Here is a 25918-nt window from a genome sequence, read left to right on the forward strand (position 1 = left end):
GGACCACGGGCAAAGAAAACCGGTATTCCTCGCGCTGCCGCATCCGCACGGCAGCGATATCCTGTACTAGGCTTGCGGCACGACGGCGTGGCTGCGAAGGCGCCGGTTGATCCAGAAATAAGCCGAAGGGCTGCGCCGGATCGCGTCCTCTAGGATGCGATTGACCCGCGCCGCGTCGGCGGCCGCGTCTTCGCCGAAGCCTTCCAGCGGCGGCGACAGCGCGATGCGGCTGCCGCCGCGCTCGCGGTGGTGGGTGAAGGCGACCACCGCCGCCCCGCTCAGCTTGACCAGGCGAGTGGCGGACGACAGCGTATGCAGCAGCATGCCGAAGAAAGGCGCCGGCACCTGGTTACGGTCGCGATACTCCTGGTCCGGCGCGAACCACAGCACCGCGCCCTCGCGCAGCATGGACAGCACGCCGCGCACGTCGCTGCGCTCGATCATGGTGATCTGCCGCCGGCCGCGCGACTTGCGCGACACCGCGTCGACCAGCGGATTCGGACGGCGCAGGTACATCGCGCACAGCGGAATGCGTTCGTTCAACAGCAACACCGCGTTTTCCATGTCGCTGAAGTGGAAGCCCAACAGCAGCACGCCGCGGCCCCGCGACGCCAGCTCCTGCAGATGCTCGAGCCCCTCGACCACGCAGGGCTGCGAGGACGCGTCGCCGAACCACCAACGCCCCTTCTCCAGATAGCCCAGCACCGCCTGGGCCAGGCTGCTGCGGCCGATGCCGGCCCGTTCGCGTTCGCTCAGTTCGGGAAAACACAGCGCCAGGTTGTCGAGCACGATCCGGCGCGAATCGGCCGAGCCCCACCAGTAGACCGCGCCGGCAACGTTGGAGATCGGCGCCAGCAGCCGCAACGGCAGCACGCTCGCCAAACGCAGAATCGACAGTTCCAGACCCGCCGCAATCCATTGTCGAACTGTCATTCCCGACATCAACCAGACTCCATGTTCGCTGGGAAAACCCCGCCCGGCGCGCCCCCGACGCGCCACGGCGGTTCGATGCATGCAAGCGGCGCAGCGACCGGCCCGATCATCCGCTGGGATGCGGGGACAGGTACGCGCTTTGCGGGCGCCGCCGCAGCGCGGGCCGAACTTCGCCGCGTGCGGCTGGGTCGAAACCGGCCGCCGGGCGGCGGTCGCGGCGATTTCGATCGACCGTCTGCGTGAGCGACGGCCGCTGGCTCGCCAGACCTAGTATCGACGGTTCGTCGTCTACTGCAATCCATTGCCGAACTGTCATTTCTGACACTACGCCGACTCCCTGCCTACCGAAACGACGACACTCGACGCGTCCCCAACGCCCCGAGGTACTCCATGCACGCAAGCGGCGCGCCGATCGCCCCATTCATCCGGCGCACGATCCGGCCAAGTCCGTTCTTGCTGATGCCACCGCAGTATATTGAAGCCGTCATCGCGCACAACCTGTCGGACGAACGCGCGCATACGACGGCGATTCCAAATTCGCAGTAGCAACCTGACATGGACTCGTCGTAAGGTTATGCGCCGCATTGCCCGGAATTTTTCCGCAATGCAACAGGACCCCGTCGCTGCAAGGATTCGTGGCATGACCCGTCTTTCCTCCGCTTCCGTCCCGGACCGGGCGTCGCCGCCGACCTCGTTCGTCGAGGCATTGCAGGCGCAGGCGGCGCGCACGCCGGAGGCGGTCGCGCTGCGCAGCGGCGAGGCGCAGCTGAGCTATGCGCAACTGGAAGCGGCGTCGAACCGGGTCGCGCATGCGCTGATCGGCTTGGGCGTCGCGCCGGACGCCTGCGTCGGCTTGTGCGCCGAACGCGGCCTGGAACTGATCGTCGGCCTGCTCGGCATCCTCAAGGCCGGCGGCGCCTACGTGCCGCTGGACCCGGGCTACCCGCGCGAACGCGTGCTGCACATGCTCGACGACGCCACGCCGGTGGCGGTGGTCAGCGCCGGAGGCTCGGCCGCCAGGCTGGGCATCGACGGTTACCGGGTGCTCGAAGTCGAAGCCACCGCCGACAGCGAGCAGACGCACGCGCCCGAAGTCGCGCTGCGGCCCGAGCACCTGGCCTATGTGATCTACACCTCCGGCTCGACCGGCCGCCCCAAGGGCGTGATGGTCGAGCACCGGCAACTGCTGCACCTGTGGCAAGGCATGCGCGAGCGCGTGTTCGACGCGCTGCCCTGCGCACTGCGGGTGGCGCTCAATGCCAGCGTGTCCTTCGACGCCTCGCTGCAGGCGCTGGTGCAGCTGGCCTCGGGCCACGCCCTGTGCGTGGTGCCGGCGGCGGTGCGCGCCGACGCCGGGCGCATGCTGCAATTCCTCCAGGCCGAAGCTGTGGCGGTGTTCGACTGCACTCCGGCGCAGTTGGACCTGCTGATTCAAGGCGGCCTGTTCGAAACGCCGCTGCCGCAGCTGCGCGCGATCCTGGTCGGCGGCGAAGCCTTTCCGGCCGCGGCCTGGAAGCGCGCGGCCGCCGCGCCGGTGGCCTGCTACAACGCCTACGGTCCGAGCGAGTGCACGGTCAACAGCACGCTGGCGCGGGTCGGCGCCGAGCGCGGCCCGCACCTGGGCGAACCGCTGCCGGGCGTGCAGGCCTATGTGGTCGAAGCCGACGGCCGCCTGGCCGCGCCGGGCGTGGTCGGCGAACTGTGGCTGGGCGGCCACGGCGTGGCGCGCGGCTATCTGCGCCGGCCCGAGCTGAACGCCGAACGCTTCATCGACAATCCGTTCGGCGACGGCCGCCTGTACCGCAGCGGCGACCTGGTGCGCCGTCACGCCGACGGCACCCTGGAATACCTCGGCCGCAACGACGATCAGGTCAAGATCCGCGGCTACCGGATCGAGCCGGGCGAAATCGCCGCGGTCCTCGCCGAGCATCCGCAGGTGCGCGATGCGGCGGTCGTGCCGCTGCGCTCGGAAGACGGCGATGTCCGCCTTGCGGCCTATCTGATTCCGGCCCAGGCGACGCCGGCGCCGAGCGAGCTGCGCGCCTTCCTCGCCCAACGCCTGCCGGAGTACATGCTGCCCTATGCCTATGCGGCGGTGGCGTCGTTCCCGATCGGCGCCAACGGCAAGCTCGACCGCGGCGCGCTGCGTCCGCCGGCTTCGGCCGACATCGCCGGCCGACCGTTCCTGCCGGCGCAGGGCGAAATCGAATCCGCGGTGGCGCTGTTGTGGACGCAGTTGCTGCGCGTCGACCGGGTCGGCCGCGACGACAACTTCTTCGAACTCGGCGGGCATTCGCTGCACGCGATGCAGCTGATCGAACGCATGCGCCGGATCGGCCTGGAAGCGGACATGCACAGCCTGTTCGTGCAGTCGACCCTGGCCGACTTCGCCGCCAGCGTCCGCCGCAGCGCGCGTCCGCAAGCGCAATCCAGCGACGCCGCCGAGGCGGGGCCGGGATGGATCGACTCGCCGGCTTCGCAAAAACAATGCTGCGACTGGGTTTTCAACCAGGTCACCCTCGCCCAGGGTCGCCCCTCGCTGTGCGTGCAACAACGGGTCGACGTCGACGCGGTCGATCCCGAGTTGCTGCGCCAGGCTTTCGAGGCCGCCGTCGCTCGCCATGAGGCCTTGCGCACCACCCTGCACGTGGTCGACGACCGCCTGGTCCAGCGCGTCCACGATGCCTGCGCGTTGGACCCGATCGTGCCGGCGGACCTGCGCGGCGAAGCCGATACGCCGGCCGCGCTGGATGCGCTGGCCGCGCGGGTGCGCGCGCGCACCTTCGATTTCGCCCGGCTGCCGTTGTTCACCGTCGATCTGGCGCGTCTGCCCGGGCGCGACACGGTGATCTTCACCTTCGACCACGTGTGCATGGACCAGGCTTTCCTCGGCCGTTTCGTCGCCGAAGTCGCCGACGACTACGCCGCCCGCGCGCAAGGCCGGCGGCTCGAGATCCCCGCGCCGACCGGCAGCTACCGGCAGTACGCGCAATGGGAGCGCACCGAGATGGCCGGCGAGAGCGGCCGCCGCCATATCGGCTATTGGACCGACCTGATCCGCCGCATCGGCGCCGAGCGCTACACCGACCGATTCGCCGACTATCCGCAGCCTTGGTTCGCGTCCCACCGGCAGTACATCGCGCACGCCCTGTCGGGCCTGCCGGCGGGCATGGACCCGCATCTGGCCGCCCACGCCCATCGCTACGTCGGCAACCTGTTCCACGAACCGGTACCGATGGCCCGCTTCAGCACCTATGTCGGGCCGGAGATCTTCCACGCCCTGGCGGCGCGGGCGATGCGGGCCAAGCTGCCGCTCAGCGCGCTGGCCATCGCCGCGGCCAACGTATTGCTCCAGCGTCTGACCGGGCTGGACGCGACCCTGGTGTCGGTGCTCACCGAAACCCGGCCGTTCGGCGCCTGGCAGGATTCGGGCGGCAGCTTCGTCAACGACGCCCTGTACGCGCTCGAGTACGACGCCGGCACCGGCGTCGACGAGGCCATCGCCCAGATCGCGGCGCAGATGCCGGCGGCGAGCGAGCATAAGGTCTGCCTGCTGCCGGCCGCGCTCAGCGCCGCGGACGTCTCGCTGGAAGCGCTCGGCACCCTGTGCCTGAACTACATCAGCGCCGAAAGCGACAAGCCGCTGCCGCCGTTCGCGCCCCGCCACCAGGACGGCGGGTTCGCTTCGATGGAGTTCAACCTGACCGTGGTCCAGCATCTGGACGGACTCTATATCGACTGCGAGTACCGCAAGGCGCGGTTCTCGCCGCGCACCATCGAACACACCGTGGCCGGCGGATTCGTCGACGTGCTGCGCGCCTTCGCCGACAGCGGCAATACCCCGATAGCGCAGATCGCGCTGGCGTTTCCGCCGCCGGCGCCGGCGCGCGCGCTCCAGGCCGAGCCTGCCGCGCTGAGCCCGGTCGGAGCCTGACCGCGATGGATGCCTTGCCGCGGCCGGATCGGCGTGCGTTGAACGTGCTGATGCTGGGCTGGGAACTGCCGCCGGCGATCACCGGCGGCCTGGGCGTGGCCTGCGAAGGCCTGTTGCGCGGCATCGGCGCGCTCGGCGGCATCGGGGTCGATTTCCTGCTGCCCGCGGCACCGGGCCTGGGCAGGGATTATCCGGCGGCGGTGCGGATCGTCGAACTGGACGGATGCGAAGAGCCGAGCGCCCCCGCCCGCTCCCAGGGCGCCTATATCGCCTATCGCGAGAAAGCCAGCCGCTACGCCGCCGCCGCCCTGCGCGCCCTGCCCGGCCTGAACGACTTCGACCTGATCCATGCCCACGACTGGCTCAGCTTCGAGGCCGCTCTGGCGATCAAGCGGGCCAGCGGCAAACCGCTGATCGTGCACGTGCATTCGACCGAGCACGATCGCGCCGGCGACTTGTGCGTCAATCCGGCCATCGCCGAACTCGAACGCCTCGGCCTGCACGCAGCCGATCGCATCGTCGCGGTCAGCCGCTACACCGCTCAGGGCCTGGCGCGCCACTACGGCCAGTCCGCCGATCGGATCGAGGTGGTTTACAACGCCGGCCGCCCGCGTCCGGCCGATTTCCCGCCTGCGCCGCTGCCCGCACCCGCGCCCGCGCCCGCGGACGGCTGCATCAGCTTCATCGGCCGGATCACCGAACAGAAAGGGCCGGAAGCCTTCGTCGAAGCCGCCGCGCGGATCCGCGAACGCGTCGCCGACGCGCGCTTCGTGATGGCCGGCGACGGCAACCTGCTGCCGCTGATGCGCTCGCTGGTGCGCGCGCTGGGCCTGGCCGATGCGTTCTCGTTTCCGGGCTTCGTCGGCCGCGAAGACGTGGCCCGCCTGCTCGCGCGCAGCCGGGTGCTGATCATGCCCTCGCTGTCGGAGCCGTTCGGATTGGTCGCCCTGGAGGCGATCGAGGCCGGCGTGCCGGTGGTGCTGTCGCGGCACTGCGGCCTGGTCGAACGGGTGCCGAGCGCGATCTGCGTCGACCCGGACGATATCCACGCGATGGCGGACGCGGCCATCGGCCTGCTCGCCGATCCGGCGCAAGCGCGCGCGCGCGCCGTGGCGGCCGCGGGCGAAGCGGCGGAACTGGACTGGATCCGTTCCGCGTCCGCGTTGCGGCGCGTCTACGAGCGCGCGCTGGGCGCGACGAAGACCGAGCGCGCAGCCGCCGAGGTTTGCTGAGGCCGGCGCAGCCTTAGCGCAAGAACACCGCCACCGAGGGCCCCTGGCCCGAGGCGAACAGCAGGGTTTCGCCGTCGCCGCCCGCCTGCGCCGCACTGCCGTCGCGAGCCACGCAAAAGCAGGCCGTGCGCGGCTGCGTGCCGTCGTCCAGTCGGCGCAGGATGCGCAGACGATCCCGATCGCCCGCGAACTCCAGCGTCGCGCCATCCCAGTCCGCCAACAGCCGATGGCGCTTCACCACCGCCAGCAACTCGGCGAACACCGGCCCGGGCCCGTCGGGATCGCGGCACAGGGGGCCGGCCATCGCCTTGCGCGCATGCTGCTCGGAGTAGTCGAAATAACGATCCAGATCGGCCGGCGCCGCGCGTCGGTCGTCGTAGCCGCAGTAGACGCTGGGACCGTTGGCGCTCATCGCCAGGGCCAGCGCCAGCCCGGCCACCACGATGTCGCGCGTGTGCGCGCTGCCGTTGTAGATCGGCCGGAAACTGGGATCGTGGTCGATCACGATCGGCACCAGGCAGCAGGCCGGCACCTGCCATCGGTCGCGCTGCTCGGCGATCGCCGGCAGCGACTGCGACCAGTCGCCGTCGGCGAGCAGCGCCTGTTGCAGCGCCTGCGCCAGCGGGAAGTCGTACAAATACAGCCCTTGAACCGAAGGCCCGACCGCGGACAGGGCGAAGCGCAGCTCGCGGTAGTGCAGGCTCCAATACTCCAGCACCGCAAAGAACGGCCCGGCGCCGGCGTCGCGCGCCGCCTCGCGCAGCGCGTCCAGGGATGCGCGCAGCGGCCCCAGGCCCAGATGCTTGGCCATGTCGATCCGGAACGCGGACACCCCGGCTGCGCGGATCTGCCAACGCGCGCGCGCCAGGACCTGCGCGCGCACTTCCGGATCGAACAGATTGGGTCGCGGCAATTGGTAGTACTCGCCCAAATGCGTGCGCGTCGCCGCCTCGACGTACTGCGCCAGCGCCAGGCCATCGGGCGACGGGATCGCGTCGCAGCTCTCCAGTCCGCTCAAAAACACGCCCGGTCCGTCCAGCGGCGCCGGCGCGTCGGCCAGGGCCAGGGCCAGCGGCGTGCATCGCGAGCCCGCGGCCGCCAGGCGCGGCAATTGCGGCGGGTAGCCCAGCGTACCGAGCACCGAGTCCTGGATCAGGGCGATGCCGCCCGCGGCGGCGGCGCGACTGAGGGCGATGTAGTCGTCGACCGCGCCCAGGGCCGGGTCGACCCCGCATTCGCCGCTGCTCCAGTAACCGTGATTGTTGAGATAGGGCTGCAGTGCTCCGTCGTCGCCTTCGACGTAGTACAGATCGGCGCTCTGGCGATCGACCACGCCCAACAGCAGCGCGTCGTAGCCGGCGGCCGCGACCTGCTGCAACTGCCCGGTCAACGCGTCGAGTACCGAGCGCGAGTCCGCCGGGCGCTGCAGGCGCGGCAGCACGTGCAGGGCCGCGCCCAGCAGCGGGTGGCTCGCCCGGCCCAGATCCGGCAGCGGCCGGCCGCGACGGATCCGTTCGCCGTCCTCCGGCTCGAATTCGAAAGCCTGGGCGCAGGCCTGGGCGACGCGTTCGCGGTCCTCGCACGCAGCGGCGAACCACGACGGCCGGACGCCGTCGCGCTGCGGCCGCGCGGCCTGCTGCTGCGCCCGGCGCCAGGCGTAGAACGCGTCGAGTTCGCCCGGCTCCAGCGCATGTGGGGCGAGCGGCGCGCCCAGTTCCTGCAGCGCCCGCTCGATCCTGACCGGTCCGCGGTGGACGACGATGCAGGCCTCCTGCGAATGCACTGCGAACGCCCCCTGCGCCAACGCCGGCGATTCCTGCGCCAGCGGCCAGGGCGCCAACCGCACCAGGGTCTTCATCAGCCCCTCCTCGGCCTCGCGCGCGACGCGATGGGCGATCAGGACCGGCCGGCCGCGCGGGTCCGTCCGCAGCACGCAATCGGCGTATAGCTCATCGCCGCTGTCCAGCAGGAACAGCAGATGGCGCAGGAACAGCCGCAGCCGGCGCGCGGAGGGCTCGGACGCCTCGTCCAGGGTCTGCCGCAGCGCTTCCAGCAGGTCCGGCAAGCTGCAGTCGCCGGCGCTGGCCAGCGCGGCGATGCGCGAGCGCAAGCCGGCCGGCGCCGCATCGGCGGTTCGCAAGGACGGCTCGCTCATCGCTCGGCCGCAGCTGCGGCAGGCTTCGGGTCGAACCGGATCCAATCCATCTGCCGACCGCGGCCTTCCGAGCACAGCAGCCAGCGATCGCTATCGCTGAACTCGCGCAATTCGACCAACCGCGACAGGTCCCGCGCAGCCGTGGTCATCTCGCTGACGGCGTGGGTCGCGGCCGCGTTGCGCCGCAGAGTCTGCATGCGCTGCGCGCCGTCCTGGAAGAACCAGTCGTGCAGCTCGACGAAAATCACCGCCTTGGCGAAAGCCTGGAACGCCGCCTGGTCGAGCAGTTCGAATTCCGCGCCCTCGATGTCGACGAACAGCACGCAGTCGTCGACCACCTCCGCGGGAAGCTCGAGGTAGAAACCGGGTTCGGCCTTGGCGCGGATCTCGACCCGATCGCGCACCCCGTTCAGGCGCGCGGTGTCGCCGATGATCCGGCGCCCCTTCTCGCCCATTTCGTAGCAATACGAGCGTTGGCACAGCCCTGCGACCAGCGCGCCGACCCCGTAATAGCCGTCGCCCGCACCGAGGTTGACGAAGGCCCGGCGCGCGCCGGCCCGGGCCAGCGACTCCAGCACTTCCTGCTCGTACAGGCCGAGCAGCATCGGCGCCCGGTCGGCGACGCTCCAGGCCGTATCCGGCCCCAGCCGCAGGCCGCGGAACGGCCCGTAACGGACCGTGGCGGCGAGTTCGCGGTCGAGCTGTCGCGCCAATTCGATCCGCCGCCGTTCGACGTAGGCGGCCGTGTCGGCGCGCCATCCCGGCAACAACGCATACAGCATTCTGTTGAGCATTCCCTTCCCTTTGGCTGGACGCCCTGCATCGAACCCTACCTGCGCCGCGCGCGTCACGCCGCGACGGCGGCGTCGCTGCGCAAATGGGCGAGGAAGGCGCGCAGCGCGGGCTGCGCCTGCGCCGGCACCAGGGCGGCGAACTCCGCCACCCGCACCGTCTCGCCGCCTTGCACGCGCGCCAGCAACGCCGACGCCTGCTGCGCATGCGCCTGGAACGCGAACACCCGGCCGTGCGCGCAGGCCAGCAGCTTGTCGCCGATCGCGGTCCAGTCCAGCGCCCGGTGCGGTGCGCCGACGAGGCCGTCTTCATCGTCGCAGACCGGCTCGCCGGCCGGGTCCGGCAGCGGACCGAAACCCGCCGAAGTCCTGATGCCCAGTGCGTGCGCGGCGAACGCCAGCTCGGCGGCATGCGGCGCCTCCATCGCTTCGCGCAGTTCGTCCCACATGTGTCGCAAACGCTCTGGCGAGGCGGTGCCGGCGCCGGCCGCCGACGCGGCGGACAAGCCATCCAGGTCCAGCGCGTCCAGCGCGCGGTGATCCGAATTGGCCGCAGGCGCGGGCGGCAAGGCCACCGCCTTCCTGAGAATCTCGACCGTATCGCCCTTGTGGTAGATGCCGATGCTCAGCGACGCGCAAAACTGCCCGCTGTCGTTGACCGCCACGTGCCATTCGCCGGCCGGCCAGTACAGCAGGTCGTGCGGTCCGACCTCCAGGATCGTCGCCTCGGCCAGCAGCGCCGCCAATGGCTCGCCCGCGTGCGCCGGCGAGCCGGCACGGACCAGCTCGGCGCGATGCTCGAAATGCGCGCGCGGCCAGAACGCCATCTGCTTGCTGCCGATGCCGGTAGCCATCAGCACATGGCAATCGTCCATGTGGATGCCGAACGGCGTGCTGCTGTAAGTGCCGGCGTAGATGCACGAGTGGATCCCGCGGGCCGGATAGCCCACCCGGTCGAACAGGCCATGCAGGGCCGGGGTGAGCTTGCGCCTGATCGACGGCAGGGCGACGTCGACCTTGTCCAGGATGACCGAGAACTCCGCGCCGGGAAAAGCGCGCCCGACCTGCGCCTGGTACTGCTCGAAGCTGCGCACGTCCGGCGCGGGGAAGAACGCCATCAGTTCGTGGATGGCCGGCGAACGCCCGGCGAGATTGGCGCGGCCGAAAGGCTCCTTGCGCCCCTCGGCCATGGCCTGGGCGGTGGTCGACAAGGCCTGGATGAACTCGGCGGGAGTGAACAGGGGCGCGGCCAATGCGTTCTTGAGCAACCGCGGCGGCCCGCCCCACGCGGCCGCGATCTGCTCGGCCAGCGATCGTTCGTCGTCGAGAGGCATCGTATCAACGTCCGTTTGATAGAGAACGCTTAATCTAGCGGGATCTTCTCCAAGTCACCACTGCGCCCGCCGCCTCCGCTGCGTTGCGGACGCGGCCTCGGCGGCTGCAACGATCCCTCGCGGCGTCCGCCTGCGGACAACGTGGCGACGCGACCACAACCAGACCGGCTACGCGAGATTTTCCGCGCGTCCGTCCTGCTCCACTGCGCGCCCGGCCGCCGGCTCGTCGGTCGGCGACGCCTCGGCCACGCATCGGCCAGCGCGCAACGCGCGTCTGCCTCGTCCCGGCGGCGGGGTTGCGCGCCGCTATCACGATGGCAAGCGGACGATCCCGATCCCCGAAGGACGCCTGTCGTCGGCCGCGTCCCGACCTCAACCCGATCCGACTGATCGATCCGATCGGGCCGCTTCCACGGTTGCGGCGCATCCGGGTCGCACGCTCCGAACTCAGGGTTCGTCTCGCAAAAAAACGAGACGAACGGCACGCCGTCGCATCCGCCAGCGGCGCGGTCCAAACGCGAATCAAACACGCAAGATCCGGCCACGCCGCGAGGTAGAACCCGCCACATTCCTGCCGTTACCCTGGCGTCCGGCGCTACGTCCCCCACGCGCCCGCAAGCGATGGAACGGACTGCCATTGCCCGGTCGAAGCGATGGCGTAAGCGCGTCAGGGGTAGAACATGGAGTTGTTCCGACGTACCGGCTTGGCCGGCCTGGTGGCCGCGTTTTCCTTTCTGGCCGGTCTGGCGACCCCGTATCCGACGGCTTATGCCGGGGCCTCCGTTCACGATATCGCTACGGCGGCGCCGCAAACCGGCGACCCGCCCGCGACCATGGGCGAGCGTCGGCTCGACGGCGCCGCCCAGCACCTGGAACGCCTGACCCGCGAATTGCGCGGTCGCAGCGAAGCCGGCGGCGCCGCATCCGCCGGCAGTTCCCTGGCCTTGGCGCAGCGGCTGCGCCCGCACCTCAACGGCCTGCGCAGCCTGGATACCGTGCTGGGGCAAAGCGCGCAGGAAGAGCGCGCCGGCCTGCAACGCTTGCGCGTTCCGGCGCAGTTGCGCCAACGCTTCGAATCCGACCAGTCGCGCATCCGCCAGGACGCCGCGCCGTTGCGCGCCGCCCTCGCCCGGGTCGAGCAGGCCGTGGCGGCCCATAGCGAAGGCGAAGCCGACGCCGCACTGGACGCCCTGGCCGCATTGCTGGCCAAGACCGACGTCACCCAGCGCCTGCGGTTCGATCCGGCGACCTTGCGGGCGCAGCGCATCGAACGCGAGACCCGGCAGCCGGCCGCTACCGCCGCGCAACTGCAGGCCTTCCTGGCCGCTCCGGCCCGATCGGGTTCCGCGTCCGCCAAGACGGCCGCGGCCTTGGCCGGCACCAACCTCGCCGTCGCGGCCGCGCCGGAGCTCAGCGAGAACGAAGAGACCCAGATCACCCCGCGCATCCGCAGCCTGGCCGATCAACTGGGCCGCAACCCGGTCGCGATCTTCAACTGGGTGCGCAACAACATCGATTACGTGCCCACCCACGGCGCCATCCAGGGCGCCGACCTGACCCTGGTCAACCGCCGCGGCAACGCCGGCGATACCAGTTCGCTGCTGGTCGCCTTGCTGCGCGCTTCCGACATTCCGGCGCGTTTCGTCTACGGCACGGTCAACGTGCCGATCGAGCAGGCGGTGAACTGGCTCAAGGCCGACGACGCCGACGGCGCGATCGGGATGCTGCAGTTCGGCGGCATTCCCTCGACCCTGCTGACCAGCAACGGCCGCGCCGTGGCGGTTCGGATCCAGCACCTGTGGGTCGAGGCGCATGTCGACTTCACGCCCTCGCGCGGCGCGATCAATCGCGAACCCGACGCGTGGGTTCCGATGGACGCGAGCTTCAAGCAATACACCCGCACGCCGACCATCGACGTGCTCGGCATCGGCGGCTGGAACCCGACCAACGCGGCCGAGGCCATGTTGCGCGACGCGCAGATCGGCAGCGACGGTTCGATCACCAAGCTCAACACCTATGCCTACCAGGGCCAGGTCGACAGCGCGATCGGCCAGGTCATGCAGGCCCCCGGCCAGGGCGAGATCCGCGATCCGCAGGTGTGGATGGGCGGGTACGCGATCCTCGCCAGCCAGTTACCGGTGCTCTCCGGCACCCTGCCGTTCGCGGTCAGCGCCGCGACCTCGCGCTTCGCCGCGATGCCGGACAGCCTGAAGTACTACCTCGACATCCAGCTGTTCGCCAACCAGCGCGACATCGCCTACGAGAATCCGGAATTGAGCCTGCGGGTGGCGACCGTGCGCCTGGGCGGGCGCTCGGTGTTCGTCGACTACGCGCCGGCCACCGCCGAGGACGCGTTCGCGCTGAAGTCCTACGAAACCAGCAATGCCGCCTCGCTGCCGCTGGGTTCGTTCCGGGTGATTCCGCGGCTGAAGCTCGGCGAGGAAGTGCTGGCCGAAGGCAACGTGGTCGCGATGGGCACCCAGCAGTTCTGGGTGGCCGGGGTGGTCGACCTGCAACGGCACATGTCCGGAACCTTCGAGCCGTACCAGTTCGCGGCCGGCTCGCACATCAGTTTCACTTCCGACCTGGGCAGCGTCAGCGAGGAACTGCTCGGCGCCCATTTCAACGGCCTGCCCGACTCGTCGCGGCGGCCGATCGCCGAGGCGCTGCACCTGGCCGGCGTGCAGTACTGGTACCTCAACGACAGCCGCGCCTCGCTGTACGCGCGCGGCTGGGGCGGCCGCTTCCTGCGCATGCCCTCGGTCGGCGTGTTCGCCGCGCCGCTGCAGGTGCGCTACTTCTTCGGCATCCCGCGCAGCGGCTCGTACGCGGGCTTCGCCACCGACATCAAGGGCGATCGCGTCGCCCTGTACCACCGCGACCCGGCCAAGGCGGTGAAGATGGCCTACCAGGTCGGCAGCAACGGTTCGCTGTCGGAAAGCACCACCTGGGACCTGCTGCTCAACAACCGCGCCGGCAATTCGTTGTCGGCCTCCAGCATCATCGCCTGGGCCAATCGCGTCGGCGTGCCGATCTACACCGTCACCGCCGACAACGTCGAGCAGATCCTGCCCAAGCTGCAGACCACCGCCGACGTCAAGGACGAGATCCGCAACGCCGCCCTGGCCGGCCTGCAGGTCGTGGTGCCGCAGAAGGAATTCGCCCAAGGGCGGATCCAGGCCGCCGGCTACGTGATGATCGACTCCGATCGCGGCGACGGCATCTACCGCGTCGACGGCGGCCTCAACGGCGCGCTCAACGTCGGCTGCATCGCCAAGGCGGTGTTGTTGAAGGCGATCTGCGAAAGCAAGTTCGCCCGGCTGATGGCCGCCCGGCTGGCGCAACTGGCGGCGCGTTTCGCGGTGCGCATCGGCCTGGCCGCGGTGATGGCCGCGGTGGCGCCGCCGCTGGCGATCATCCTGCCGGTGGTGTCGGCGGTGTTGCTGGCGGTCACCATCATCCAGGTCACCTACGAGGTGCTGACCTGGGTGCGCGAGGTGATGAACGGCACGATTTCGCTGGCCCCGGAGGAGATGGCCGAAGCCGGCATCCGCGCGGTCAACGAATACGCCTGCAATTACCTGCCGAACTGCTTCAACAATCCGATGGGGCAGTTGGGCAATTCCGGCTTCGGCGGACCGGACCTGGGCGATGCCGGCCCGGGCGGCCCGCTGGTCGGCAATCCGGTCAGCGTCGCCACCGGCGTCAAGACCGAGGTCGAAGTCGATTACCAGGGCGAAGGCCCGTTCCCGCTGTCGTTCGTCCGCACCTATTCCAGCTATCTGCCCAACGGCTCGCCGATCGGCCACAAGTGGAGCAGCAACTACCACCAGAGCCTGCGCCTGCCCGACGGCGCGACCGCGATGGAAGCGCCCGAGGCGGTGCTGGCCCAGCGCAGCGACGGCGGCTGGCAGCAGTACGTGCTGCGCGCCGGCAGCTATGTCGCCAACGCCGACATGCCCGAACGGATGGAGCGCATCACCGACGGCCTGGGCCGGACCACCCAGTGGCGCCTGCACACCGGCGACGACACGGTCGAGACCTACACCGCCGAAGGCCGCCTGATCGAGCTGACCGACCGCAGCGGCTTGCGCCAGGTCCTGACTTACAACGGCGAAGGCCTGCTCGAGCGGGTCAGCGACCCCTACGGCCGCAGCCTGCAGTTCGAATACGACCCCACCACCCGTCAGGTCGTCGCCCTGATCGACCCGGCCCAGCGCCGCACGGTCTACGGCTACGACGCCGGCACTCTGGTCACGGTCGACTACCCCGACCGGACCCGCCGCCAGTACCACTACGAAACCCCGGGCTGGCCGACCCTGCTGACCGGCATCACCGACGGCCGCGGCGTGCGCTACGCCAGTTGGAAATACGACGACGAGAACCGCGTGGTCGAAGCCAGCCACGCCGGCGGCGCCGACCGCGTCACCTTGTCCTACGGCGACAAGCAGACCACCGTGGTCGACGCGCGCAACACCCGCCGCACCTACACCTTCACCCGCGTCTTCGACACCTTGCGCATGACCGAGGTGACCGAACCCTGCGCCAGTTGCGGCACCGGCAGCGCGGCCAAGATCGGCTACGACGGCGCCGGCTACCCCTCGCTGCTGACCGACCAGAACGGCAACCAGACCCAGGTCCGGATCAACGCCCGCGGCCTGCCGGAGCAATGGACGCGCGCGCTCGGCAAGCCGGAAGCGCAGACCGTCAACGTGCGCTGGCACGCGACCTGGCGCCTGCCCGAGCTGATCAGCGAAACCGGCGCCACCGGCACCGCCAAGCAGACCCTGCTGGAGTACGACAGCCGCGGCAATCCGCGCAAGCGCACGGTCACCGTCGACGGCCAGAGCCGGGTCTGGAACTACGTCTACAACGCCGCCGGCCAGATCGAAAGCGAGGACGGTCCGCGCAGCGACGTGGCCGATGTCACGGTGTACGAATACGACACGGCGACGGGAAACCGCAGCCTGGTGCGCGACGCCAACGGTTGGGTCACCCGCTATCCGCTGTACGACGAACACGGCCGCGTGTTGAGGATGATCGACGCCAATGGCCTCGTGTCCGATTACCGATACGACGGACGCGATCGCCTGATCGAATCCAAATTGACCGCTCCCGGCGGCGCGGCGCCCGAGGTGACCGTCTATGCCTACACCAAGTTCGGCGCTCTGGAACGCCTGACGCTCCCGGACGGAAGCTGGATCGAATACGCCTACGACGCCGCCCAACGCCAAGCCGGGGTACTCGACTCCCTGGGCAACAAGATCGTTTACACCCTCAATCCGGCCGGAGACCTGGAGCAAGAGAGCGTCTACGATCCGAGCGATCGCCTGGTGCGCGCTTCGAACCAGGTTTTCGATGCGCTGGGCCGCCTGTCCAAGGCCTACGGCACCAATCCCAACCAAGCCACCACCTTCGGCTACGACGGCAATGGCAATCTGCGCACGACCTTGGAACCGTTGCGTCAGAACCCACAGGAACAGCGCTACGACGCCCTGGACCGGCTGAGAGCGACGATCGACCCGAAGGGCGGGAAGTCCGACTACGACTACGATACCCAGGACAATCTGCGCAAAGTCGTCGATCCGCGCGGACTGGCTACGGTCTACGATTACAACGGCTTCAACGAGTTGTCCAAGCAGGTCAGCCCTGACACCGGAACCACGAGCTTCGGGTACGACAGCGCTGGCAACCTGGCGCGCAAGCTGGACGCGCGAAACGCCGAGACGACCTATCGCTACGACGCGGCCAATCGTCTGCTGTCGATGACTTATCCGGACGAGACGGTGTCGTACGGCTACGACGAAGCCGGCGGAGGCGCCGGCGGCAAAGGCCGCCTGACCAGCCTGGGCGACGGCAGCGGCCGGGTGCGCTATGTCTACGATGCGATGGGGCGCTTGCTGCAGAAGAGCCAACAGCTCGGCGCCGACAGCAACTCCGCGGCGCGCAAAGTCCTCGAATACAGCTATCAGCTCGGCCGGGTCAGCGAAACCAAGCTGCCCTCCGGCGCACGCTTGCGCTACGTCTACGGCGCCGACGGACGCGTCGCCGAGATCAGCGTCAACGGCCAGACCGTGGCGGGACAGATCGAGCATTTCCCCTACGGCGAACCCAAGGCCTGGAGCGACGCGGCCGGCCGCTATGAGCGGAGTTTCGACGCCGATGGCCGCATCGACAGGTACACCATCGGAGCCGGCGAGACCCGGCTGCGCTACGACGACGCCGGGCGCATCGCCGAACAGACGGACATTTCGCCTGGACGGCCGGCGTGGCGCTTCGGCTACGACGAGCTGGACCGACTGCAGGATGCGACCAACCTCGACGGCAGCGGTCCGCTGGCGAACCTGGGATTGGCCTGGACGTTCGACGCCAACGGCAACCGGACGTCGCAGCAGCGCAGCGGCAACAATCCCGCGACCGTCGCTTATACGATCGATCCGGCGAGCAACCGCCTGACCGGACTGGCCGGACAGAGCCGTGTCCACGATGCAGCGGGCAATACCACGCTCGCCGATGGCCAGACCTTCGTCTACTCGGCCCGCGGCCGGCCGGTCGAGGCGCGGCAGGGCACGGCGGTGCTGGCTCGATATGCCTATAACGCCAAGGGCGAACGCGTGTGCTCCGCGCCTGCGGCCGGCGCTTGTCCCACCGCCGGCTCGGCGGGCAGCGGCTACCAACAGTTCGTCTACGATCTGGACGGACGCCTGATCGGCGAGTACGACGGCAACGGCAACCTGCTTGCCGAGCATGTATGGCTGGGCGACACGCCCATCGCGGTGCTCAAGCCGGCCGCCACTGCGGCGCAGTTCGGCGGCCTGCCCGCAGGGGGCGATATCGCCGTCTACTTCGTGCGGCCGGACCAACAGAACACGCCGCGCCTGGTGGTCAACGCCGCCGGCGCGCCGCTATGGCGCTGGGACAGCGCGCCCTTCGGCGATGCCGAGGCCGACCAGGATCCCTCCGGCAAGGGCGCTTTCGCCTATAGGCTGCGATTGCCGGGCCAGCAGTTCGATGCGGCCACAGGCAAGCATTACAACTACTTCCGCAGCTACGACCCGCAGATCGGCCGCTACCTGGAGAGCGACCCGCTGGGCCTGGACGACGGAGTGAACACCTACGGTTACGTCGGTTCCGACCCGCTCAACGACATCGACCCCGACGGCCTCAAGCGTGGAGGAAAGGCCAAGACCCCGCCCCCGCACGGCAATTGCCGCGACTTCAAGGGCGACTGCCATGTCTACATGGTGCTGGGGCCGGGCGGCTACATCTACAAGATCGGCGAGAGCTGCGCCGGCTATAACGATCAAGGCATGTCCAAGCGATGCCAGCGTCAGGCCAACAAGTTGACCGCAGAGAAAGGCCGGAAGTACCGCTGCGAGATCGTCTATCGCGCCAAGACCAAGGGTGCGGTCAGGGACGAAGAGGAACGCCGCATCAAGAATGCGCGAAAGTGCGGCTGTAAACTGCCTGGCAACAAAGGCAACCACTGACATGACCCTACGAATCTTCATTCCGCTGCATACCGACCGGACCTTGTTCGATGGACGGCCGACCCATTCGCCCCGACTGGAAAACATCGTCGACGGCGCAGCCGATGCCCTGGCCGACGAATTGAGCGCGGTGGCCGCGGCGCACTGGCCCCAGCTTCGGCAGATATGCGTCAACTGCTGGCTGATCGATCGCGACGCTGCACTGGACAAGGATTCGCGTTTCGACAAGAAGAACGGCCAGTGGTCGCTCGGCCTTTCGCTGGACGCCGGCGGCTTGGCGGCAATGGGCGATCCCGACGGCGCGCTGTGGATCTTGATGAAAGTCGCGGCGGTCATGGACGCGGGATTGGAGCGCCAGTCGCAGCAGGAGCTGCGTTCGGCCCTGCAATCGGCGATCGGCGCCTGGTCCGGGGAGCGGCTCGCTGAATTCGGCGAGAGTTTCGCCGACGAGTTCGAGGACGACGACGCGGCGCCTGCGTCCCTCGCCTTGACTGCGGAGGCCGACGGACGGATCCGTCATCTGGGCGCGCTGCCGGCCAAGCGCGGCGAGCTGTGGATCATGCTGGGCACCCAGGCCGGGTACGACGAGCGCGCGGCCAACACGGTGCTCGACCGGATCGAAACCTGCATCCGCGAGGCCGCTCAAGGAAAGCAGGACGGCCGCTCTTTCGGTCCGGCGGTCTTCGACGCTTCGTTCCGGGTCAAGAACGTCAAACAGGCCGGCGACATTCTGGATGCCTTCATGCGCCAACAGCTGCCGAAGGCCGATTACGTCATCAGCGACGATTTCGAAGTGGTATTCGACGCCCAGGACGAGCGCAGAACGGCGCCTTCGGAATTCGGCGGCGCTTGACCGCCTCCGGATCGGGACGGACGAAGAAGGAAAGCAGTACCCGCCAGGCGGGAATCGCAGGAGCGGTCGCGGCACACCGGGAACGGAACTTCGCATGCATCCGCATGCCGACGGTCAGGGGAAGGACATGAAAGGAATCAAGGCTTACATCGCGATCGGCCTGGCGCTGCTGGCGCTGCTCAGCGGCATGCGCGATGGCCTGGCCGAGGATGCGCAGCTAGACCGTGGCCTGGATTGGCTGCAGGGTCAGGTGCAGTCCAACGGCAGCCTGTCTTCCGAGCGCGATTCGGTGGCCGTGGTCGAGCAGGTCCGCACCGAAGCCGCGCACACCCTGGCCCAGGCCGGACGCACCAGCGCCCTGCCGGATCTTTCGCCGAGCGAACTGAGCGATCTGTCGACCGAACTGCTGGCGCGGCGGGTGATGGGGCTGGGCGCGGTCGGCCGGGTGCAGGACGCCGCCGAGACGCTCAACAGCCTGGTCGGCCGGGCCAACCGCGACGGCGGCTTCGGCGGTGCCAGCGCGCAGCCCAGCAACGCCCTGGACACCTCGCTGGCGCTGTTGGCGATGCGCTCGGGCGGCATGACCCGCAGCGCGCGGGTCGAGGCGGCGCTCGGTTATCTGGTGGCCAACGCCAACGCCGACGGCAGCTACCACCTCGCCCACGCGACCTATACCACCGCCTACGCCCTGCAGGCCTTCGTGCGCTATCGCAACGACTACAGCCTGAACCCGGCGATCGCGCGCACCCGCGCGGCCCTGGTCGCGCAGCAGAGCGACGGCGCCTACGGCGACAGCGTGTCCAACGCGGTGGCGACGATCGCGCTGGCCCAGTCCGGGCCGCTGATCGACACCGCGGCGGCGGTGGCCGCGCTGCGCGCCGCGCAGGGCGGCGACGGCAGTTGGGCCGGCGACCCCTATGTCACCGCGTTGGCGCTGCGCGCCCTGCTGGTCGCCAGCGACGCGCCGTCGATGCAGGCCGGGCAGATCGCCGGCGCTGTGTTCGACGCCGACTCCGGCCTGCCGGTGGCGCAGGCGCAGATCGCCCTGGCCGGCGCCGCGAACGCCGGCGTCAGCGGCGCCGACGGCGGTTTCGTGCTCGAGAACGTCGCCGCGGGCACCTACACCGTTACCGTCGCCCACGTCGGCTACGCCGATCACGTCGGCCAGGTGGTGGTGGAAGGCGGCAGCACCTCGCAGCTCGGCCGCATCCTGCTGCGCCTGGCCGACCAGACCGCCGCCTTGCGCGGCACCGTCAGCGATTCGCGCAGCGCGCAGCCGCTGGCCGGCGCCAGCGTGCAGCTCAGCGGCCCGCTCGACACCCAGACCCAGACCGACGCCCAGGGCCGCTACGAACTGATCGGCCTGCCCGCCGGCCAATACACCATCCAGGTCGGCCGCAGCGGCTATCAGTCGCTGAGCCAGAGCGCGCAGTTGCCCGCGCGCACCGCGGTATCGTTCTCGCCCGCGCTGACGCCCGACGGCGATACGCCGCCGACCACCGCCCTGGCCCGCGGCATCGTGGTCAAGGCCGACGACGGCACGCCGATCGCCGGGGCGCGGGTCGAGCTGGCCGGCCAGAGCGCGCTGACCGGCGCCGACGGCCGCTTCTCGATCGAACCGCTCGCCGCCGGCGCATTCACCGGCAGCGCCCAGGCCGGCGGCTACGACAGCGTCAGTTTCAGCGGCGTGCTGGTCAACGGCAGCAACGACCTCGGACGCATTCCGCTGGCCGCGGCGCAAACCCGCCGCAGCCTGATCGGCACGGTGACCTCCAGCGCCACCGGCGCGCCGCTGGCCGGCGTCTCGCTGACCCTCAACGGCGCCGCCGCGGGCCAGACCGACGCCGCCGGCCAGTACCGGATCGAGGACACCGGCAGCGCCCAGGTCGAACTGCGTTTCGACGCGGTCGGGTACCAATCGCGCACGGCCACCACGCGCCTGGAGAATCCGGGCGTCTACCGCATCGACGCCCAGCTCGACGACCTGCGCGAAGGCAGCTTCCAGGTGCTGAACCTGCGCGCCGCGCCGGCCGCATTGAAGCCGGGCGAAACGATGCGGATCAGCGCCGACATCGCCAACCTCAACGACGAAGCCAAGCCGGCCCTGGTGCTGGTGCGCTTGCTCGACAGCGCCGGCGCCAAGGTCGCGCAGTTGTGCGGCGCCGAAAGCCCCGGCCTGCCGCCGCAATGCGAGTACGCCTTCGACCCGCGCCAGACCAAGTCCTTCGTGCTCGACTGGACCGCCACCAACCTGCCGGCCGGACGCTACACCCTGGCCCTGCACGTGGTCGCGCCGGGCAGCGTCATCGAAACCACCCCGCTGGGGCTGATCTACGGCATGGACAGCCGCGAGATCGAGATCGCCGCCCTGCTCGGCCTGCAGGGTTCGGTAACGCCGTCGCCGCCGGTGATGATCCCCAATTCGCCGTCCGGCGTGGACTTCAGCGCGACCCTGCAGAACAAGGGCAACGCCTTGATCGAAGCCGGCGAAGCGCGCCTGACCGTGACCCGGCGCAGCGACGGCACGCTCGCCCACAGCGCCACCGTGGCCCTGCCGGAGTTGCTGCCCAACGCCATCGCCGAACTCGGCTTCGGCCGTTGGCAGCCGCCGGCCACGGGCGCCGAGTACGACTTGCGCGTGGTCTCCACCGATCCCCGGGTCGGCGGCGCGGCACTCGGCGAGTTCTTCGTCGGCGACGCCGCCACCGCCGAGTTCCAGGTCACCCCGACCCAAACCGGCGACGGCAATCAGCGCGTGGAAGCGGTGCTGACGGTCAAGGGCGTCGACAACCGCACCGGCCAGGGCAGCGACCCGCTGTTCGCCCTGGTGCGCGCGGCGGTCCAGCGCGGCGGCGGCTACACCTCGGTCAACGCTTTGAACTGGCAACGCAGCAACCAGTGCCTGGGCTGCCATATCCAGACCCAGAGCCTGTACGGCCTGGGCAGCTCGATCGACAAGGCCGACGTCGACAAGGCCGCGGCTTTGTATCTGCAGAACTCGCAGAGCGCGACCGTGCAGAGCGATCGCTCGATCCACAACGCCCACCCGGGTTTCCGCAATACCTCCTCGATGCTCGGCCTGTGGAGCATGGCCGCATGGCCGGACCGCCGCGCCACGTTCAACGCGCGCTACCGCGTCGCCGACTATCTGCTCGACCGCACCGTCCGCGTGGCCAATGGCGCGTACTGGAATCGCGACCACGACACCGGCTGGCTGGTGGAGGGCCCGGCCGCGAGCGCGACCGTGGTCGAAGGCATGGTCAGCGTGTTGAGCGACGCCGAGCGCTTCGGCATCGCCCAGATGCGCGAGTACCGCCCGGTGCAGCACAACGGCCCGTCGGAGTTCGTCGATCTGGCCGGCGCGCCGGACGGCCGCGTGTTCGCCCTGCAGCGCAGCGGTGCGGTGCTGGTCTACGATCCGGCCGCCAATACGGTCGTTCCGTTCTTCCGCACCGCCGTGGGCGCCGTGTATACCGGCATCGCGGTCGGCGGCGACGGCGCGGTCTACGTGTCCTCGCGCCCGCAAGCCGGCAAGGCGCCGGTGATCGAGAGGATCAGCCCCGACGCCGCCTCCAGCGCGACGGTGGCGACCCTGCCGGTGCCTGCCGATGCGATCGACTTCACCCCGGACGGAAAGATCGCCGCGCTGAACTACGGCGAACGATCGCTGTACCTGGCCGATCTCGCCGCAGGCACCCAGCAGCGCATCTCGATCGGCGGGCTGATCGTTTCGCCCTCGAACGTGACCGCCGCGGCCGACGGCGCCTTGATGGTGACCAGCGACAGCGCGTTCGGCGCAGTGCGGGTCGCGCGCGACGGCACTCAGAGCCGCGCTTACGAAGGCAGCATGGCGGCACTGCGCGACCTGGCCTACGCCGGCGACGGCCGCGCCTACGCCGGCGGCGCTTACGCGATCACCGAAATCAGCGCCGACGGCCTGATGGAAAGCCATGCCGTCGCCGGCGGCCGATACCGCATGGCGGTCGCCGCGGGCAAGGTCTACGGCCTGAGCAGCACCGGCAACTGGACGATCTACGAGCACGAGCCGGTGTTTACTCAGATCGCGCCGCGGCTGGCGCAGATGCGCGAGGCGGTCGAACAATCGGCCAAGTACTTCGAGACCTACGCCAACAACGGCGTGTCCTCGCAGGCGTTCCGGTTGATGATCCTGGCCGAGGCGCGCCCCTACATCGCCGACGCGGCGCTGGCCGGGAAAGTCGACGCGCGCGTGGCCGAGCTGGTGCAGGAGTTGCGCAGCGCACAGCGCGCCGACGGCGGCTGGAGCCGCTACGCCGGCGCCGGCCAACCCAGCGATCCGCTGGTCACCGCGATCGTCGGCACCGCGCTGGATTACAACAACCCGCTGCCGACCGATCCGGTGCTGCGCAAGACCGTCCAGTACCTGCTGACCAAGCAGAACCCCGACGGCTCCTGGTACGGCCAGTACTTCTCCACCCACCTGGGCGCGACCAGCTACGTCATGGCCTACCTGCCCAAGGCGGTCGCGCGGCTGGGCGGCATCGACGTCGGCCTGGGCCTGGAATTCGGACCCGACGTGCGCCTGCTCGGCTCGTCGGTGACCCCGGACAGCAGCACCGTCCATCCCGACGGTTCCTCGGCTTACGGCTTCACTCTGGGCCGGATCGACTCGTCCGGCGCGCGCTTCGTGTTCAGCCTGGAACTGGTGGCGATGCGCATCGACGAATGGCGGCGCATCGCCCAGCGTGCGTTCCTGCGCTTCGTCAACAGCTTCAACGGCGAGACCGTGGAAGCGCCGATCGCGATCCCGAGCGTGCACGCCGCCAGCAAGTACCAGCTCAGCCTGGCCCTCAACGCGGCGCTGTTCCGCGCCAACGAGGACGTGCTGGTGCAGCCCACGGTGCGCAACGGCGGCTCCAGCCACACCAGCGGCAGCCTGCGCTACTTCATCGAAACCGCCGAAGGCGCGCCGGTCGCGGAACTGCCGGTGGTGGGCTTCACCGATCTGGCGATCGGCGACCAGCGCACCCTGCCCCAGCCTTGGAACACCGGAGTTTCGCGCGCCGGCGACTACCGCGCGCGGGTGCTGCTGCTGAGCCCGGACGGACAGACGCTGGGCGAGGCGGTGCAGCCGTTCTCGATCCAGACCACCTCGACCGGGCCGCAGCTGAGCTCGGCCGTGGCCACCGACAAGCCGGTCTACGATCCGTTCGAGGTCGTGCAGGTGCTCGGCAAGGTCCGCAACCTGACTCTCAACAGCCGCTATGAGCAGCTGACCGTCAGCGAGACCGTGACCACGCCGGCCGGAACCACGTTGTGGACCGGCTCGCTGGCGATCGAGACGCTCAATCCCAGCACCACCCTGCCGGCCCACTTCCAGTTCAACCTGGTAGCGGCCCCGGCCGGCGCCTACACCGTGACCCAGGTGGTCTCGGCCGCCGACGGCACGGTGCTCGACACCCGTACCGCCGGCTTCCAGGTGCGCTCCAGCTCGGTCGGCGGCGCCGGCTTGTCGGGCACGATCGCGGCGATACCGGAGGAAGTCGAAGCCGGCTCGACCAGCAGCCTCACCGTGGGCCTGCGCAATCAGGGCAATGCCGACTTCTCCGGTCTGCCGGTGATCGTCAGCGTGATCGACCCGCAAAGCGAGAACGTGTTGGCGAGCTGGACCGAGCACCGCGAGCTGGCGGTCGGCGCCCAGTTGTCCTATGCGCAGCCCTGGAATACGGCCGGCGTCGCGCCGGGCCAGTACCAGGCGGTGTTGCAGGCGCGCGTCGGCGACCGCTTGGTCACTCTGGCGCACGCGCCGGTGCGGGTGATCGAGCTGCCGGTCAAGGCTGAGATGAGCCAGGCGATCGTCGCCACCGGCCGGGTGCTGGTGCTGGTCAGCTGCAAGGACAGCGGCGGCTGCCACGGCTACGACGCCTATCACGATCACGCTCTGGACCACGCAGGCGAGGCGCAACCGGCCCTGCAGTCGCCGGCGCCGGAGTCGACCGCGATCGTCGCCAGCGGCGGCGGCCATGGCGGCGGCCACGACCAGTGCGCGCGCGACCGCGCCGCCTTCATCGACGCCCTGCTCACCCAGATGGGCATCGAGCACAAGGTGGTCACCGAGGGCACGGCCTTCGCCCGCGAATACGCCACCGGCCGCTACGACACCTACTGGATCAGCGGCGGCGCCGAGAAGCTGGCCAACCGCTTCGCCCAGGAACTGCGCGAAGCGGTGCAGCAGGGCGACGGCCTGTTCGTCGAAGGCAGCCACGACTCGCGCAACCAGATCGTCAACGACGCCCTGGGAGTGAAGTTCCAGGGCCAGCTGTCGGGCAACCGGCATGCGGCGGTGATGAGCGGCGAATTCGACGTCGGCCGCTTCGACGCCGGCGGCGACGCCTTGCGCTACGTCGCCATCGGCGCGCAGGTGAAGGGGCGCTACGACAGCGCCACCGGCACCCCGGCGTTCTTCGTCAACGCCTACGGCACCGGCCGCTCCGCCCTGGCCGGCTTCGACTTCGTGCAGGCCCTGATCGACGCCGATTCCGCCGCCCAGGCGCGCGAACTGCTGCGGCGCACGCTGGCCCATGTGATGCCGCAGACGCCGGCTTACGGCCTGGCCGGCGGCTATCTGTCGGTGCGCACCCAGGTGCGCAACCTGGCCAAGCCGGTCGAGCTGGAATTGCTCAACCAGGCGCTGGCGCCGTTGCGGGTCGAAGATGGAACGCCGCAACCGCAGACCCTGTCGTCCGCGCTGGCGCTGTGGCGCTTCCCGCTGGCGCTGGCGCAGACCCGCGAGTTCCGCGTCAGCCTGCGCCTGCCTGCGGCCTCGGGCAGCTATACGCTCGATTCGCTGCTGCGCACCGCCGGCGGCCAGCAGGCGCTGGCCAGCAACCGGCTCGGCATCGTGGTCGCGCGCCCGGCCGACCTGGTCGCGCTGCTGCAGCGCGATCTGGATGCCCTGCCGCTGACCAGCCCGCCGGACCGCAATGCGCGCAACCGGGTGAAGTCGTACCTGAGCCAGGCAGGGAGCGACTTGCAGGCCGGACGGCGCGACAGCGCGGTGGACGCCCTGCTCAAGGCGATCGGCGAGTTGGCGAAGATCCGCTCGGTCTCCACCGCCGACTGCCGCGTGCAACTGGCGACGCTGGTCAAGGCCGCGCGGGTCGCGGCGCTGCCGTGAACGCTCGCGGGCCCGGCGCCGCCGGGCTCGCGAGGCCGCC

General features: G+C 69.8%; 9 protein-coding genes. 5 read left to right on the plus strand and 4 right to left on the minus strand.

Annotated elements, in window-relative coordinates; all coding sequences use genetic code 11:
• Positions 1-66: 66 nt before the first annotated feature.
• Positions 67-933 (minus strand): hypothetical protein, encoded by an 867-nt coding sequence (locus K4L06_RS00045; protein ID WP_221669439.1) that lies wholly within the window; start codon positions 931-933, stop codon positions 67-69.
• Positions 934-1573: 640 nt separating this feature from the next.
• Between K4L06_RS00045 and K4L06_RS00050 the strand changes: the two genes are divergently transcribed.
• A complete protein-coding gene (locus K4L06_RS00050) occupies positions 1574-4867 on the plus strand; it encodes a non-ribosomal peptide synthetase (protein WP_221669440.1) in 3294 nt (1097 codons plus the stop codon).
• A gap of 44 nt (positions 4868-4911) precedes the next feature.
• On the plus strand, positions 4912-6099 hold the full coding sequence (locus tag K4L06_RS00055; RefSeq protein WP_343225806.1) for a glycosyltransferase family 4 protein: 1188 nt from the start codon (positions 4912-4914) through the stop codon (positions 6097-6099).
• Between the two features lie 13 nt (positions 6100-6112).
• Here K4L06_RS00055 and K4L06_RS00060 read toward each other — a convergent pair whose 3' ends face one another.
• From K4L06_RS00060 to K4L06_RS00070, 3 genes are read right to left on the minus strand one after another with little or no spacing between them, the layout of a single operon-like run.
• A complete protein-coding gene (locus tag K4L06_RS00060; RefSeq protein ID WP_221669442.1) occupies positions 6113-8254 on the minus strand; it encodes a hypothetical protein in 2142 nt (713 codons plus the stop codon).
• Positions 8251-9048, minus strand: a complete 798-nt coding sequence (locus K4L06_RS00065; protein WP_221669443.1) for a hypothetical protein — start codon at positions 9046-9048, stop codon at positions 8251-8253. Before K4L06_RS00065 ends, K4L06_RS00060 begins: the two co-directional genes overlap by 4 nt.
• A 53-nt stretch (positions 9049-9101) precedes the next feature.
• Positions 9102-10379: a cupin domain-containing protein gene (locus K4L06_RS00070; RefSeq protein WP_221669444.1), complete on the minus strand. Its 1278-nt coding sequence runs from the start codon at positions 10377-10379 to the stop codon at positions 9102-9104.
• A gap of 680 nt (positions 10380-11059) precedes the next feature.
• On the opposite strand from K4L06_RS00070, the gene K4L06_RS00075 reads away from it, so the two are divergent.
• From K4L06_RS00075 to K4L06_RS00085, 3 genes are all read left to right on the plus strand, one after another.
• The gene (locus K4L06_RS00075; RefSeq protein WP_221669445.1) at positions 11060-17869 is read left to right on the plus strand and encodes an RHS repeat-associated core domain-containing protein; all 6810 of its coding nucleotides are present in this window, start codon (positions 11060-11062) and stop codon (positions 17867-17869) included.
• Complete coding sequence (locus tag K4L06_RS00080) at positions 17820-18722, plus strand: hypothetical protein (protein WP_221669446.1); 903 nt, start codon at positions 17820-17822, stop codon at positions 18720-18722. Before K4L06_RS00075 ends, K4L06_RS00080 begins: the two co-directional genes overlap by 50 nt.
• A gap of 127 nt (positions 18723-18849) precedes the next feature.
• Complete coding sequence (locus K4L06_RS00085) at positions 18850-25878, plus strand: carboxypeptidase regulatory-like domain-containing protein (protein ID WP_221669447.1); 7029 nt, start codon at positions 18850-18852, stop codon at positions 25876-25878.
• Positions 25879-25918 lie beyond the last annotated feature (40 nt).

Source organism: Lysobacter sp. BMK333-48F3 (assembly GCF_019733395.1).
Taxonomy (GTDB): domain Bacteria; phylum Pseudomonadota; class Gammaproteobacteria; order Xanthomonadales; family Xanthomonadaceae; genus Lysobacter.

Coding starts and splice junctions, on each gene's coding strand:
- K4L06_RS00045 (WP_221669439.1), bottom strand. CDS start 933: ATGACAGTTCGACAATGGATTGCGGCGGGTCTGGAACTGTCGATTCTG.
- K4L06_RS00050 (WP_221669440.1), top strand. CDS start 1,574: ATGACCCGTCTTTCCTCCGCTTCCGTCCCGGACCGGGCGTCGCCGCCG.
- K4L06_RS00060 (WP_221669442.1), bottom strand. CDS start 8,254: ATGAGCGAGCCGTCCTTGCGAACCGCCGATGCGGCGCCGGCCGGCTTG.
- K4L06_RS00065 (WP_221669443.1), bottom strand. CDS start 9,048: ATGCTCAACAGAATGCTGTATGCGTTGTTGCCGGGATGGCGCGCCGAC.
- K4L06_RS00070 (WP_221669444.1), bottom strand. CDS start 10,379: ATGCCTCTCGACGACGAACGATCGCTGGCCGAGCAGATCGCGGCCGCG.
- K4L06_RS00075 (WP_221669445.1), top strand. CDS start 11,060: ATGGAGTTGTTCCGACGTACCGGCTTGGCCGGCCTGGTGGCCGCGTTT.
- K4L06_RS00080 (WP_221669446.1), top strand. CDS start 17,820: ATGCGCGAAAGTGCGGCTGTAAACTGCCTGGCAACAAAGGCAACCACT.
- K4L06_RS00085 (WP_221669447.1), top strand. CDS start 18,850: ATGAAAGGAATCAAGGCTTACATCGCGATCGGCCTGGCGCTGCTGGCG.